The sequence below is a fragment of the Tullyiplasma multilocale ATCC 49900 genome (assembly GCF_000483165.1).
GTDB classification, from domain to species: Bacteria; Bacillota_I; Bacilli_A; order Mycoplasmatales; family Mycoplasmataceae; genus Tullyiplasma; species Tullyiplasma multilocale.
Genome location: NZ_KI519557.1, coordinates 276,030 through 291,361, shown reverse-complemented (window position 1 = coordinate 291,361; position 15,332 = coordinate 276,030). Strand labels below are relative to the sequence as shown.

General features: G+C 28.3%; 18 protein-coding genes. 16 read left to right on the top strand and 2 right to left on the bottom strand.

Features of this window, described 5'->3' with window-relative positions; genetic code table 4:
• Positions 1-8: 8 nt before the first annotated feature.
• From G319_RS10095 to ruvB, 8 genes are all read left to right on the top strand, one after another.
• On the top strand, positions 9-770 hold the full coding sequence (locus G319_RS10095) for an MFS transporter (protein WP_026389831.1): 762 nt from the start codon (positions 9-11) through the stop codon (positions 768-770).
• Positions 770-1,825, top strand: a complete 1,056-nt coding sequence (locus G319_RS10090) for a P-loop NTPase fold protein (RefSeq protein ID WP_026389830.1) — start codon at positions 770-772, stop codon at positions 1,823-1,825. Before G319_RS10095 ends, G319_RS10090 begins: the two co-directional genes overlap by 1 nt.
• Entirely contained in the window at positions 1,812-3,155 is a 1,344-nt protein-coding gene (locus tag G319_RS10085) for a hypothetical protein (RefSeq protein ID WP_026389829.1), read from the top strand. The genes G319_RS10090 and G319_RS10085 overlap by 14 nt, the downstream gene beginning before the upstream one ends.
• Before the next feature lie 126 nt (positions 3,156-3,281).
• The gene (locus G319_RS0104295) at positions 3,282-4,238 is read left to right on the top strand and encodes an L-lactate dehydrogenase (RefSeq protein WP_026389828.1); all 957 of its coding nucleotides are present in this window, start codon (positions 3,282-3,284) and stop codon (positions 4,236-4,238) included.
• 118 nt (positions 4,239-4,356) lie between these two features.
• Entirely contained in the window at positions 4,357-6,072 is a 1,716-nt protein-coding gene (locus G319_RS0104290; RefSeq protein WP_026389827.1) for a hypothetical protein, read from the top strand.
• Between the two features lie 82 nt (positions 6,073-6,154).
• Positions 6,155-6,319 carry a 30S ribosomal protein S21 gene (rpsU, locus tag G319_RS0104285; protein WP_024863263.1) on the top strand — a complete coding sequence of 55 codons (165 nt, stop codon included), beginning with the start codon at positions 6,155-6,157 and terminating at the stop codon, positions 6,317-6,319.
• Between the two features lie 85 nt (positions 6,320-6,404).
• Complete coding sequence (locus tag G319_RS10080) at positions 6,405-6,896, top strand: helix-hairpin-helix domain-containing protein (protein ID WP_026389826.1); 492 nt, start codon at positions 6,405-6,407, stop codon at positions 6,894-6,896.
• Positions 6,897-6,953: 57 nt separating this feature from the next.
• Positions 6,954-7,892 (top strand): Holliday junction branch migration DNA helicase RuvB, encoded by a 939-nt coding sequence (ruvB, locus tag G319_RS0104270; RefSeq protein WP_026389825.1) that lies wholly within the window; start codon positions 6,954-6,956, stop codon positions 7,890-7,892.
• A gap of 95 nt (positions 7,893-7,987) precedes the next feature.
• Here the strand turns inward: ruvB and G319_RS0104265 are convergent, their stop codons facing one another.
• Positions 7,988-8,497: a DUF4256 domain-containing protein gene (locus G319_RS0104265; protein WP_051350899.1), complete on the bottom strand. Its 510-nt coding sequence runs from the start codon at positions 8,495-8,497 to the stop codon at positions 7,988-7,990.
• Positions 8,498-8,569: 72 nt separating this feature from the next.
• Positions 8,570-9,409, bottom strand: a complete 840-nt coding sequence (locus G319_RS0104260) for a hypothetical protein (RefSeq protein WP_026389823.1) — start codon at positions 9,407-9,409, stop codon at positions 8,570-8,572.
• Positions 9,410-9,513: 104 nt separating this feature from the next.
• On the opposite strand from G319_RS0104260, the gene G319_RS04855 reads away from it, so the two are divergent.
• The 8 genes from G319_RS04855 (at position 9,514) to G319_RS04850 (ending at position 15,241) form a co-directional block, all read left to right on the top strand.
• The gene (locus G319_RS04855; RefSeq protein ID WP_280123377.1) at positions 9,514-10,554 is read left to right on the top strand and encodes a hypothetical protein; all 1,041 of its coding nucleotides are present in this window, start codon (positions 9,514-9,516) and stop codon (positions 10,552-10,554) included.
• Position 10,555: 1 nt separating this feature from the next.
• Complete coding sequence (yqeH, locus tag G319_RS10075; RefSeq protein WP_026389822.1) at positions 10,556-11,647, top strand: ribosome biogenesis GTPase YqeH; 1,092 nt, start codon at positions 10,556-10,558, stop codon at positions 11,645-11,647.
• A 236-nt stretch (positions 11,648-11,883) separates the two neighbouring features.
• Positions 11,884-12,315 carry a type II toxin-antitoxin system PemK/MazF family toxin gene (locus G319_RS10070; RefSeq protein ID WP_026389821.1) on the top strand — a complete coding sequence of 144 codons (432 nt, stop codon included), beginning with the start codon at positions 11,884-11,886 and terminating at the stop codon, positions 12,313-12,315.
• Positions 12,316-12,436: 121 nt separating this feature from the next.
• Positions 12,437-13,396 carry an ROK family protein gene (locus tag G319_RS0104240; protein WP_026389820.1) on the top strand — a complete coding sequence of 320 codons (960 nt, stop codon included), beginning with the start codon at positions 12,437-12,439 and terminating at the stop codon, positions 13,394-13,396.
• A 1-nt stretch (position 13,397) separates the two neighbouring features.
• On the top strand, positions 13,398-13,640 hold the full coding sequence (locus tag G319_RS0104235) for a DUF896 domain-containing protein (protein ID WP_156902690.1): 243 nt from the start codon (positions 13,398-13,400) through the stop codon (positions 13,638-13,640).
• Between the two features lie 84 nt (positions 13,641-13,724).
• Positions 13,725-13,967 (top strand): YneF family protein, encoded by a 243-nt coding sequence (locus G319_RS0104230; RefSeq protein WP_026389818.1) that lies wholly within the window; start codon positions 13,725-13,727, stop codon positions 13,965-13,967.
• A 108-nt stretch (positions 13,968-14,075) separates the two neighbouring features.
• Positions 14,076-14,552, top strand: coding sequence for a Pycsar system effector family protein (locus tag G319_RS0104225; protein ID WP_026389817.1), 477 nt, complete (start codon positions 14,076-14,078; stop codon positions 14,550-14,552).
• Entirely contained in the window at positions 14,552-15,241 is a 690-nt protein-coding gene (locus G319_RS04850; protein WP_051350897.1) for an adenylate/guanylate cyclase domain-containing protein, read from the top strand. Before G319_RS0104225 ends, G319_RS04850 begins: the two co-directional genes overlap by 1 nt.
• Positions 15,242-15,332 lie beyond the last annotated feature (91 nt).

Genomic DNA, 15,332 nt, shown 5'->3' with positions numbered 1-15,332 from the left:
GAGGATATATGAATATAAAAACATATACATTTACAAAATATATAGCCACTATTTCATCATTGTTTTTATTACTAGCACCATTGTTAGTATTCTTATCATGATGAAAAGATATCTTTAAGGGAAATACCAATACTTTAAATACAGTATCAGCAATTCTTTTAGTTATAGGATTAGTTGGAATAATCGTTTATTTAGTTTTAAGAATGTTTCTTAAAACTAAGAGTGGTTATACATATACTAAAAAAGATAACTGATTTATCACTGGATCTTTAATTAGTTATGGAATAGCAGGATTGATGAGCTTAATCTATACAGTTATTGGATTAACTACTAAAAACCATGAAGTTGGAATGAATACTTTTTATGGAATCTTTCCATTAATCTTTATTGGAATGGTTTGTGGTTCAATCTTTGAATCAGTTTCAAGAATTGGTGAACAAATCTTTTTATATAACCAAGAACAAGATAGGTTAAAAGAAGCTAAAGCTCAAAAAGTTAAAGAACTATCAATTTCTCCCGATGATGAAATTGATGAAAAGGTTCTAGAAAAAGTTGTTAAGCCAACTAAAAAAACGTGTGACGCTGAAAAGTTATTATCTAAAGATACTAAAGTTAGAAAAGATGTTGTTGTTAAAAAGACTACAACAGTTAAAATTGAAGAAGAAAAATACAATCCATTTATGGATGAAAAACTGAATCAAGGATTAGAAAACGATCAAGATTTAAAAGAATTTTTAAATAAGAAAAATAGTAAGAAGGATAAAAAATAATGACTGATAAAAATGAAGAAAAAGCAAGTCTCGTGATAGCAGAAGTAATTTTTGAGGGTGATCATTCCAAGGTTGAATTAGCTGAAAAAATTGCAGAAAATGCATTTCAAGTTTTTCAAAACAGAAGAACTAATAAAAGTGTGGCCGAATTTGATAATATAGCAATTTCAGGCGCGTGAGGTTTAGGAAAGACTAAATTCATTGATGAAAACCTTAAACCTGAATTTGATACTAAATATAAGAAAAAAATGGAATACAGATACCTTTCGGCAATAAATGTGCTGAATTCTTTTGATAAACCCGACCTTGATATTAAGAGAAATTTTTACAATTTTTTGATAGAAAGTCTAGATGGTACTAAAAGGAAAAAGTTCTGATCGAAAGAGTATTTTCTTAGTTTACCCATTTTAGTAATCAGTATCGCGACCACTATTTGCAGTTCGTTGTGAATAGCGTTTGGAATTTTGTGCGAAAACCATGTATTTAGTTATTATGATGAAGTTAAAGAAACTTTTTTCTTGACCAAAGAATATTTTTGACCTGCACTTTCCATTTTACTTTTTGTCTCTATGATTTTAATAGCCATATTGGGTTGATTGATAAATATAAAAATAAAAAATAAAATGTTTTATAAAATTAATCCTCATATAGAAATTGAAAAGTGATGTAACAAAAATAAAAAAGATTTAATCTTCATAATTGATGATTTAAATAGAGTTGAAAAAAATAGTTCAAGTCATAATTTAGAAAATGATATAATAACTAAAATTTCATCAATTAATAAAATACGTAAAAATTCAAAATATAAATATGGTTTCACATTTCTTTTCGTGACTTCTGAACAAATAGTAAATACTTCAGGAAGTGATTTTAAGGAAAAATTTTTCGAAAAAATATTCTTATTCAAACCTTCTGAAAATGTGTTGAAAGAGATATTACCAAATGCAACTGAAGAGGAAATCAAGTTAGGAATGACACTTTCTAATTATAGGAAGTTTAAGAATTTCGTCTATAACAAAAGAGAAATGGAGAAAGTTTTTGATGAAGAAATATAGATATTTATTCGATGAACAAGTAATGAGTGAAATTGCTATGATGGAAACACTTAAATATGATTTTTTATCAGTTCAAAAAATCTTCTCAAATTTAAATCGCGGTTTGAACATTCGATATGAAGATCTCAGAAATTTCAGGACACAACTTGATGGAGGGGTTTTTAATTCATTGAATTTTAATAAGCTTTTTGAAAACTATAATCAAACATTACAGGTGGATGAGAATCGTTTTCAAGAATTTGAAACTGAGATTGTAACGCCGGACGATATCTATATTTATTACAATAAGGAAAGAATACTGGAAAATTTAGCGAGAGCAAATAACGAAAAAGAAAGAAATGTAATCGCTAAAAGCATAATTTCCGAATGAAATTATGAAGAGATTACACCGGTTGAAATTTTTAATAGAGCAACAGGGATAATAAATTTTAAGAATCCTTTTTCGTATAAGTATTTACAAAAACCAGGTGCTATCAAAAATCTAATTGAAAGTAATCTATCTTTGTTGGGAGATAATGACATAGTTTTACGTTCAATAATTGAAATTGATTTGAACAAAGGCCGAGATAATATATGGGATATTGTAGAAAATTCGCCTTTTTTGAAAGAATCCTTTCTTTCGGATTTTGAAAAGGTTAGAAAAAACAAGTTTTTCGGTAATTTATTGTCAATTTGATTACAAAACGAAATTGACAATAAAAGTTACTTTTTAGAAGAATTGGATTCTAGGTTAATTGCCATTTCGAAAAAGACGAGGTTTAGTTTTAATGATCTTTATGATTTGGCTTTTGCGGCAGCAATTCATGGATTTACTAATTATGATGGGTCTAAGTACAAAGAGAGGTTAATTTGTGCATTGTATGATGGGTCTAATTCTACTTTTCCGAAGGTTCAAGAAATAGATTTAAATGTTGATTTAAATCTATTATTATCAAAAATGATGATTCCAATCGCGAGAAAGAATAATTATTTAGGGATGTGCAAGGGTATCAAAATAATAAATGCGGAGTTGAAGAAGACTCAAAAGTTAAAGCGTAGAAATTCATTTGAATTTTTGTTTAAAATTTTATTTATTATTAAAGTTTTATTTAATGATTATAGATATTCTGGATTAATATCAATTGTAGAAAATGACCGTGAGGTACTTTCTAATTTAGTGGAACTTTTTGAAGATGTCTGTCAAGAAGATGGCGGTTCGTATGATGTTGTAAAAAATATTTTTTACGAAATGTGAGAATGAATCATCAGAGTTATAGATAAAACAAGTGATGCGGAGAGAAGAAAATATTTTATAGATTTATCAGATGTATATCGAGAAATTCCATTTTAAAATTGCGGCTGAATTTAAGCAGCGGCTTAATTTAAGTAAAACAATAAGAAAAAATAAGAAAACAATTTAGTTAAAAAATCTAAGTGTTATAATATTTAAGAAATTATATATAAGGAGAGAAAATATATGAAAAAAACATCAAACAAAGTTGTTTTAATCGGTGCTGGTGCCGTTGGAACATCATTTATGTATTCGGCAATGAACCAAGGAATCGCTTCAGATTACGTATTAATCGATGCATTCCCAGCTGCAGCTCAAGGAAACGCAATTGACTTAGCTGATACTATGGCTGTTTTACCACAACCATTTACAACAGTTAAAGCAGGAGATTATTCTGATTGTGCTGACGCAGATGTAATTGTTATTACAGCTGGACGTCCACAAAAAGAAGGTGAAACAAGATTAGAAATGGTTGCAGGAAATGCTGTAATTATGAAATCAATCGCTGAAGAAGTTAAAAAATCAGGATTCACAGGAATCACTGTTATTGCTTCAAACCCAGTAGACGTTTTAACATTAGTTTATCAAGAAGCTACAGGATTCGACGCTCACAAAGTTATTGGATCAGGTACTACTTTAGATTCAGCTCGTTTAAGAAGATTAGTAGCAGACAAATTAAATGTTGCTCCTGAATCAGTAAACGCATTCTTAGCTGGAGAACACGGAGATTCATCAGTAGCTGTTTGATCAAATGCTACAGTTATGAACCAACCAATCTCAAAATTCATCGCTGAAGGTAAAGTTACTCAAGCTGAATTAGACCAAATCAGAGATGAAGCTGTACACATGGCTTACAAAATTATTGAATTAAAAAGAGCAACATTCTACGGAATCGGTGTTTGTTTAACAAGAATTGTTAAAGCAGTTTTAAACAACGAAAGAACTACTTTAATGGTTGGAGCTAAATTAAGCGGAGAATATGGAAACACAGATATGTTCACAGGAGTACCTGCAATTATTGGGGAAAATGGATGAGAATCAATCATTGAATGAGACTTAACAGATGCTGAACAAAAAATGTTTAACGAATCATGTGCTACATTAGCAAACTCAATCGCAAAAGCAAGAGAAGCTATTAAATAGTCATATAATCTTATAATTTATTAAAAAATACCTTAATAGGTGTTTTTTTGTCCACTTTTCCACATTGGTTGTTTTTATTTTAGTTATAATTATTATAGAAAAACTAGAGGTTGAGATTATGAAACATAATATTAAAGATTTTTTAAATGAAAGATTAATTAATAAAATTGATGAATACGTAGATATGAACTTAGATACTGAAACAGTAGTATCAATTATGTCAAATGAATTTTATAGTTTTAGTGACGAACTTTTAGATGATGTAAAAAAATATATTAGTTTTGTAATTTGATTAAAAGATAACCACAAAGATCGTACAAATTCATTTGGAAGATTTGTTGCAAGAATTGAAGCTTTAACTAAAAAAGAAGAAATTGCAGAAGTTGTTGAAAAGAAAGTTGTCAAAACTGAAGCTCATGCCGAATTTCTAGAACAACGAAGAAAAGAACAAGAACGAATCGATCATTATTCTAAATTAATCCACCAACAAGCCTCAAGAGAAAAAACAGAAGTTATCAACCAAGAGTTAGCAAATCAAATCGAAGAAATACGTGAAGAAGTAATTGATAAAACAATTAACAATATCAATGTTGATTTTAATGAAGATCCAACAATGGCTCAAACAATTGATATTGATGATATCTTAGAAGACTTAGATGATGAGGAATTAGAAAAAACTGTTGAAGGTCTTTTAGATGAAACTATTGATGTGCCATTTAAATTAGATGAATTTACAGATAACTTTGATAAAACAATTGATTATTCAGCTAGAAAAGAAGTATATGAAAATGCTATTGAGGAATTTGAATTAAATAGTGATGAGTATAGTAAAACATTTGCTGAATTAGATTTAGAAGAAGTTGAAGAAGATGAATTTGGTTCAACTACTCAAATTCCTTCAATCTTAGAAGACTTAGATGATGAAGAAATGTTAAAAACTATCTTAGAAGATCTTGAAGATGAATTTGAGGAATTAACAGATAATGTTTATACGGTGACTCAAGACAATAACACTCAAACAATTGATGAAGAAGCAATCTTTGGTGAAGATGAATTTGATTTAGATGCTGTAACCCAACAATTTGATTTAGATGGTCTAAGTACTTTATCTGAAATTAACTTTGAAGAAGTTGATTATGACTTTGAAGATAATGGAACTGAAACAATTGATGAAATGTCAAACTTTAGTCAAAATGATCCTAGTTTAGATTTAGAAGAATTAAGTAGAACTTTAAATCTAGATTCAACAACAGAACAATCTCTTGATGAATTAATTACCGAAGTTGAAGATGAAATCACTACATTCTTTACCGAAGATGATAACTTAAACAATACTTTCCAAGACTTTAAAGATATTGTCAATGATTTGACAAGCGTTAAAGAAGAAGTTGAACTTGATGAAGATGACGAAATGAGTTCAACTCAAGATGCATTAAACTTTATTGATGAACTTGATGGTAAATATACAATTGATGATGAATTAATTGAATTTGAAGAAGATGAAATGAGTTCAACTGTTGATGCATTAGCATTCTTAGATAACTTAGAAGATACTGATACAATTGATGAAATGAGTTCAACTCAAGAAGCTTTAGACTTCATTGATAAATATACAGATGACTATTCAGCTACAATGGTTGAACTAACAAGTGAAGAAAAAGAATTTGAATTAACTATTGCTCCTAAATTTGGACAAGAAGTAATTTTAAATGAAGTTGCTCACAAAGTTGTTGGAATGGAAAATCGTGAAGATGATTATGGAATTGATTATCAAGTAGCAAAATTAGCTAACCTTGAAACTGGTGAAATCATCTACGCAAAAGTTAAAAAATAAAAAAAGTAAAATATTTTTAAAACTGGTTGCAAAATATATAAAAAATAATGTATTATTAAAGGGAATTGGAGTTGAATTACATATGGCAAGTGTTATCGTACACGAAGGAGAACCAATTGAAAAAGCATTAAAACGCTTTCAAAAGGTAGCTTCAGCAAACAAAGCAGAAGCAAGAAAACGTGAATACCACTTAAGTAAAAAAGAAAAAAGAATTTACAAACAAAAACAAAACCGTAAATTTAAATAATTTTTACTAAAGTTATTCTTATTAATAAAACGAACCCATAATTGGTTCGTTTTTTTTATTTTCTCCTAATACTATAGGGGTAAACATGCAGAATTACATAATTGGAATAGTTGAATATTTTGATGATGAAGTCTTATATTTTAGAAATCAAGATCAAGGATATAAGATAAATATTCTAACTAAAGATCAAAAGCATTATCTTAAAAATGAAACAGTGAAAATATTTATAGCAAGTCAGACAAATGAATTTGTTCAAACTTGAATCGGATTTATTTCTCGAGCTGAACGTGATATCTTTTTAGAGTTATTAAATGTTAAAACAATTGGTTTGAAAACGGCTAGTCTAATATTAAATACTTATGATAGTAATCAAATATTAGAAATTGTTCAAAACTATGATCTAGATAGATTGGGAAAAATTAAAGGATTGGGAAGTGTTGGATGTAAATTAATTATTGAACATTTAAATAAAGTTTATTTTGAAAATCAATTATCAATCAAGAAAAAGAAAGTGATGGAGTCTTTAATCAAATTAGGTTTAATTCTAAAATGATTTATAACAAACTTAATAAAGTAAACCAAAGTCTTGATGTTGAAGAAATGGTTAAAATAACTTTACAAGAAATGAGTCGCCATGAGTAATCAATTCCGACCAGTTAAATGATCTGAATATTTAGGTCAAACTAAGATAATTGAAAACTTAAAGATTTATGTTCAAGCAGCAATTAAACAAGAAAAAGTTTTAGATCATATGATTATTCATGGTCCCAGTGGAATGGGTAAAACATCACTAGCTTATTTGATTGCTAAAATTCTCAAAACTAAGATTCATATTTTAAATGGACCCAGCATTCAAAAACCAAGTGATTTAATTTCAGTTCTCTCAAGTATTAAAGAACATCATATTGTTTTTATTGATGAAGTTCATGCAGTTAATAAAGATATTATGGAATTGTTATATCCGGTTTTAGAAGATAACAAATTAAATATCATTATTGGTAAAGAATACAATTCAAAAGTTATTAATATAAAACTACCAGCCTTTACTTTAATAACAGCCACTACTGAAATTAATAAGATTCCATATCCTTTATTAAATAGATTTTCGATTAATTTAGAATTGGTTAGTTATACAAGCCAAGAAATAGGGGTAATTGCTCAAAATACAGCCTTTAAATTAGATTTACCCATTGATGAGAGTATTTGTTGGCAAATAGCTGAATATAGTCGTCAAACACCCAGAATTTGCATTAATCTAATTAAAAGGATTAATGATTATTACATAACAGGTAATTATCAAATTGAAGATCTTGAATCACTCAACAAAATTCTTTTACAAATGGGGATTTATAAGTTTGGAATCACTGAACAAGAATTAAGATATTTAAAAATTCTAGATGAAAATAGAGTCATGGGAATTGAAGCTGCTAGTCAAATATTAAATGTTCCAATCCCGACTTTAATAACTAATATTGAACCAATACTTTTACGTTGTGGATTAATTGTAAGAGGAATAAGAGGAAGACAAATTACTAATAAAGGGATTGAGTATTTGAAGTCTCAAATTATCTAGATGACAACGACTATATAAATGAATCGCAGAAGTGACCATCAAAAAACCCCTATTCAAAAGGGGCTTATATGAATTGATATTTTCAATTTGTTTTTTTACTTCAATTTAATGTAACTTCTAAAGCCACGATTTGAATAGTATGAATCAGCACTATTATGAAAAACAAAAGTTTTATCATAACGTTTTTCAGCAAAGATGGCCCCTCCAAGAATTCTAATATCATCTGGTGTTTTCAATCAACTAGAAGTCTTTAAATCAAGATCTTCGATTGATTGCATGAACGAATATATTTCTAAATCAATCAACTCTAATGAATTCATTTCACATGACTCCAAAACTGATGAAACAGGAGGAAATTTTTTACGATTTATTCTAGATTCTTTGTCATAGCACAAACTTTTACGATCTGGAGTTTCTTTAGAGAAATCAACAACATATAAATTGTCATTCATTTTTAGAATATCTGGTTCACCACCAGTTTCTTCCATAAAATTAATCGCATCCATTATTTCTTTGTTGACAAGTAAATTTAAAACATCACTTCACAATACGTTTGGATGTCTATTTAAGTTGTCATTAAATCGTTGTTGAAGTTTTTTAACCATATAAATCTCCTTCTTTTTTAAAATTATACATAAAGTAAAATATAAAAAGTGAGATTAAATCTCACTTTTTCGTTAGGCATTAACTTTATTTAATTCATTAATTAAAACGATTGATGTTTTGATTAAATCTTTTAATGTTGATACATTAGTAGCTACTTCAATATATTCTTGAATATCTCCACCCATATCAATGTTTTCAATATCTTCCATTCCTTGCATGGCTTGAATAGAACCCATGATATCTTGTGATTTAAAGTTTAAGAAGTATTTTTCAATAATTTCAATTGATTTATCTCTTAACTCTCAAACTTTAGTTTCTTCTAATGTTGCAAATTCAGTAATAACTGATTCAGCATCTTTTGGATTAGAAGTTAAGAATTTTCTTAACTTATCCATATCATTTGTTAATAGAGTAGATAATAAATAATCTAGATCTTCAACATCGATATTTCCTAGTTGTTCATCAGCTCCAATTTTAGGTTTAATTGAATTAATCATTTCAATTACTTCACCTAATTTTTTTAAAGTTCCACCAAACTGCATGTTTAGAATAACTTTTGAGAAACTTCCAGTTCCACCAGACATTAAACTACCAATTAGTTCTTGAGGATTGCTCATTGCATCTCCAGAAAATAGTTTTGCTGAGTCAAATGAATTTTGATTTAAAAAGATTTTTAAATCTCCCATGTTTTTCATCAATGAGATTGTTCCAGTTAAATCGTTTACATACATGTCAATATCGGCTTGACTTGGCATAAACATTGACAACATTGGGTTAGCACCCATTTGATCTGTAGCTGTTGTTAATTCTTCTCTAACTTTTAAACTTTTTTCAAAAATCTTTTCTTTTGTTATATGAATTAATGTTTGATCTAAAAATTCATTAAATGTAGTTTCTTTTGTAAATTTCATATTTTCACCTTTTTCTTACAAAAATATTATAACAATTTATTCAATTATTAATTTTTTAATTACTCCTAATTTGTTATTATATAAAAAGGAAATAAGAGGATTGAATGAAACAGAACTTAATTAGGAAATTTGAAGATAAGTATTATATTAATAATAGTCAATATTTTTATGTAGATAAAAAAGAAATGAAGCAGAAACTTAATGAAATTAAGTTTCCGGCAATTGTTATGGATACAGAGTTTTTCAATAGATCTCACGATCATGGGGATTTTGAAAAGAAATTATATAGTGAAGAGCAAAAAGATATTGTTTATGTTTTACAGTATTCATTTGCTAAAAACTTTAAAGAGATTCATAACCGCCAAAATAATAAGGCTATTAAATGTTTATCTGTAAAACGTAGCTTTAAAGATCCAACTTATAACTTTGAACAACAATATAATGCAATGGTTAGAAGCTTTATTAATATGTGTATTAATAAAGGTATTAAAACTCTAGTTTTTGCTGGAAAAGAAAATGATTCTAAAATTTTAACAAACTGAATCAATAATAATAAAAATTTATTAAACAATCGTAAGACAGATTTATTTATCTTCAATGATAAAACTAAGGAATACGAAGTAAATGCTTTTGATATTTATAATGTCTTAAGTCAAAATATGAGTTTTTCAAACACAGATAAATTTGGTAATCAATTTTATGAACCTAAAAACCTTAAAAAAGGAAAAATGGGTGAGAATACTTTATCACTACCAAGTCTTAAAAAGTTCTTCGATTACGCAACAACAATTTATGGTGAAAAAACTTTTATTGAAGAAGATGATATTTATAACTTATGTGTTGGAGCTTTAAAGTTCTATTCACATAAAGAAGCTAGTTATGAAGATTTCACTAAGTGAATCTTAGATGTTAAAAAAGCTCGCATGCATTGTTATAACGATGTCCTTAAATTATTGTATTTAATCGACTTTCTATATGCATTCATGTTCTTCAAAGACGAAGACAACAAATACATCAGAAACCATGGTAAAAAAGCCGAAGAAGACAAACTAGTAGCCTTAGCTTTAAAGAAAGCTAAGAAGAAAGCTAAAAAACCAAGAGAGAACACTCTCAAAGCAACAGTTAAGAAAATAGAAGGGTACTAATATGAAAAAATGTATTGGATGTGGGAAACGCCTACAAACAGAATTTGAAAACCAACAAGGTTATGCTAAGAAATTAGAAAATGATTATTGTTTAAGGTGTTTTAGAATTAGACACTATAATGATTTAGTAGAACAAGATATTGATCCAAAAGCTTTTATCGACAATATTAAAGAAGTTATTAAAACTGATCCAGGAGCTACTTTTTATTACATCTTAGATATCTTTGATTTAGATGGTTCAAGATTAAAAGAATTAGAAGAATTAATTGCTCATAGAAATGTTGTTATTGTAATTAACAAAATCGATCTATTACCTAAATCAGTTAAGTTAGCTAAAATTAGAAGATATATCAATGAAACATTTAAAGATTCAAAATTAAATGATAAAAAAGTTATTATGGTTTCGGCATTTGGACAAGATTCAATTAATGAATTCTTGGATCTATTAGTTAAAAATGTTGGTAAACAATATTTTGTTGGAGTATCAAATGTTGGTAAATCATCATTGATTAATGCTTTAATGTATGCCACAGATTTAGTGCCAACTATTGTTGATTCAAAATACTTTAATACAACTTTAGATTTAATTGAAATTAAATTATTCCCAACTGTAGTGATCGTTGATACTCCAGGGGTTGCTAGAACAAGTTCTATTGCTCACTTAATGGAAAAAGACGATTGAAAATATTCATACTTCCAAAAAGAAGTTAAACAATTCACTTTCCAACTAAATTCAGATCAAACAATCTTCTTTGCAGGATTAGCATGATTTAGTTATGAAAATAATGCAGGATACCGTCAAAACTTCCATATTTACACAAATAAAGAAATTGAACTACATAGAACTAAAACTATTAATGCCAATGATTATTGAACTCGTAATAAAGAAGTTATTAAACCAGCAATTAAAGAAACAACTCATCAAGTAAAAGAATTTACATTCAACAATTCTGATATTGGTCAAGAATATGACATTATGATTTCGGGATTGGGTTGAGTTAACTTAATAATTGAAGTTCCATGTAAATTAGTATTTACAATACCAGCAAATGAACAAGAAGTTCTTATTTATAAAAGAAAAGCCTTAATCTAAGAGGCTTTTCTTTTCTTTTTTTATTGAATTTTAAAGTAGATATCCATTCATTTTGATTAACGACCTTGAAAAGCAGCTTTAATACAATATAATAACTATTAGAATAAATAGAAGGACATAGATGTTTAATCAATGTTTTTATTCTTATAGAATATCTTTTCTATACTCCTCCTTCTTTAGCCCTTGCGGCTCCCCTTTTATTCTTAAAGAATAAAAGTCTAAAAAAGGTCATAAATATGAATACTAATAAATATTACGAGTTTGACTTCGTTATGGTTGACAAAATCCACGAAAATTTAATTTTTTCCAATATTAAAAATAATTTAGAGTCTCTTATTTGTTGTAAGAAGCATCCAACAACTATGATGAATGATTGTGTATATGTTAAATCAAGACCTGCTATAATAGTTGCCAAAATAAGTAATAATCATTTTTTGGTAGCTCCACTCACAACTCAAACATCCCAATCACCATATAGAACGTTTTTGAATAAAACGAACAGTAACATTATGTGAGATTCATTAATGAGAGTTAGCAAAGATCAAATCATTTCCAAATACCGTTTAAAAGGTAGGCTTTTTGCACCCAACGAATCCTTTAAGAAAATATTAGCAGAAGAAAAAAACTTGATGTTTGTCAATATGTTTAAAATTAAATCAACAAAGTAGAAATTTATAAAAGAAAAGCCTTAATCTAAGAGGCTTTTTTTATTTTAAGAGGGTTTTACTTTGTAAAACAGGGTAAATGTTTTACAATAAAAATATATAAGCAAAAAGAGAGAGTGTCACTATGAAAAAAGTATTAGGAATTGACTTAGGAGGAACTTCAGCTAAAGTCGGAGTTGTTAATCAATTTGGGGAAATTGAAAACAAGTTTGTAGTTGAAAATTCAAAAGAAAATGTATTAGAAAACTTAGCACAACAAATTCATACTAAACTAACTGATTTAGGTTATGAATGTTCAGTTGATATTGAAAGAATTGGATTAGCTGTTCCTGGTTTTATTAACCACGAAGAAGGAATCTCAATTTTAACAAATAATTTAGGATGAAAAAACTATGACGTTAAAGGTGAAGCAATTAAATTGTTTAATAATAAAAATGTTTCAGTTTTAAATGATGTTAATGCAGCAGCACTTGGAGAATATTGAACTGGAGCTGCCAGCAAATATTCTTCAGCGATCTTTTATTGATTAGGAACTGGAATTGGTGGAGCAATTGTAATTGACAACAAATTAGTATCTGGAGCAAACGGATTTGCTGGAGAATTTGGACATGGTGGAGCTATGCAAACTATCAACAAATGTAATTGTGGATTAGGACAATGTATTGAAGCTACTTGTTCAGCAATTAACTTCGGTAAAACATTTGCAACTATTCTAGAACAACGCCCAGAACATTTAGCAAACCAATATTTTAAAGATGGTAAAGAAATCACTATGAAAACAATTGGTGAAGCTTACATTAAAAATAATAAACCATCTGAAATTAGAGAATTAATGGATGAAATTTATAAACCATTCTACGATCATATTTCAATCATGGTAAATGCTTTAAATCCTAAAGCGGTTATTATTGGTGGTGGAGCTGCTTTAATGGGAAATGATTTATTAGAAATTATTGAAACAGGAGCTAAAGCTCACATCTTACCATTTATGGCAGATGAATTAGAATTCGAATTAGCATCATTACAAAATGATTCAGGAATTATTGGTGCAGCATTTTATGCAATCAATAACTGAGAGGATTAATATGTTAGTCAAAGATATGCAAATGCCTGACGTTATTGCTGAAATCAATAGATTAGCTGCAATTAAGAAAGAACGTCCACTAGATGAGGTTGAAAGCTCTTATAGAGAAGAATTAAAACAACGTTATCTAGAACTTTATCGCGAGGGTTTTGTTCAACAACTAAAAAGCTTAAAAGTTGTCAATGAACAAGGAGAAGATATTACTCCAGCTAAACTAAAAGAGTTAAAAGAACAAACTAAATAACAAACTTATTGAATATAGGTGAATATTAATAGATAATATTTATATGTAAAAAGAATAATAGGAGAGATGATTATGACAATTTCATTATTAACTACAACAGTTTTATCTGGTGGAGCAATCGCTGGAATCGTTTTAGGAGTAATTGGAGCTTTAATCGTTGGGGGAATCGCTGGTTTCTTCATTACTAGAGCAGTTGTTAAAAAACAATTAAAAGACAACCCACCAATTAATGAAAAACAAATTAGAGCTATGTACATGAGCATGGGGAGAAAACCATCTGAAGCTGACATTAAAAAAACAATGAACGCTATGAAACGTAGTAAATAGATTAAATAATATCAAACTAGCTTCGGCTAGTTTTTTTATTTGTCTTTTGATATTCAAAAATGAACATCTTAGCATTATAATAAGAAAGGAAATGAAAGTTGGGCAACAATGCAAGAAAAATTAGAAAAAGTACTTGCCTCTGTACAAAGTCAAATAAATAAATTTGATAACAAGGCAAATATATTATTGGTAATAGTGGGTATTTATTATGCAATAATTGGAGTGTTTTTAGGTGTAACGGGAAAAATTGGTGAAATCAAAAATAGTGATATAAAAATTAGTTTGATAGTTGTTTTGGTCATCACTATGATATTGATTTTTATATCAACAATTTCTTCTATATTGTGTGTTATGCCAAGAAAAAGAGTGGATTCTAAAAACAAGTCTCAATTTTATTACTATCATATTTTTAAAATGAAAGAATCAGAGATTACTGGCGAAGTAGATATCGAAACTCTAAAGGAACAAATAAAGATCAATGCGACAATTTGTAAAGGTAAACACGACTACGTTTTAACTTCTTCTATTTCATTATTGTTAGCAACATTTATGCTAATTCCTTTGTTGATATTGGTGGTGATATAGTGAATAAGAATCAAATAAAAAATGATGTTCTAGAAATTCTTCAATCTAAAACACAAGTAGTGAGGCGTAAAAAGGGTATTCCCAAGGAGGAAGAGGCATTCACTTTTAAAAATGGAATGCAAAGTTATGTAGGGGCTGTTTTCGTAGATATAATAGATTCAACAGCACTTTTTACAAAAGAGAAACCCGAGGTAGTTGCACGAATCATGAGGGCGTTCACGCAGGAGATAATTAAGGTTTTAAATAGAAATTACACATATAGACAAATAGGAATAAGGGGAGATTGTGTTTATTCGATAAATAATATATTAGATGAAGAAGATATCGAAAATTTGTTTTCTGCCACATACGAAATAAATTCATTTCACATTTTTTTCAAATCTATATTGAAAGAAAATAACTTTCCAACTTTTGAAATCGGTATTGGTATGGCAGTCTCTAATACGCTAGTGATTAAAGCAGGACAAAAGGGTGTTGGGATTAATGATAATATTTGAATTGGTGAATCAGTTTCATTTGCAGCGAAATTATCTGATGAAGCCGGAAGAAATGGCAAAGACAGAATTCTTCTTAATTTCATGGCGTGAAATAATCTTTCTGATCATTCAAAAAGTTTTTTTAGAAAAACCTGATCAGAAAAAATTAAAGAATACGTCTATGAAGGAGATGTAGTTGTTAAAGGTTTTTAAAACTAGCTTCGGCTAGTTTTTTTATTTCCTAATTGGAAAGTTAAAATAGTTACAAAATGATACCAAAACTTTTACAATAACTTTGTTATTG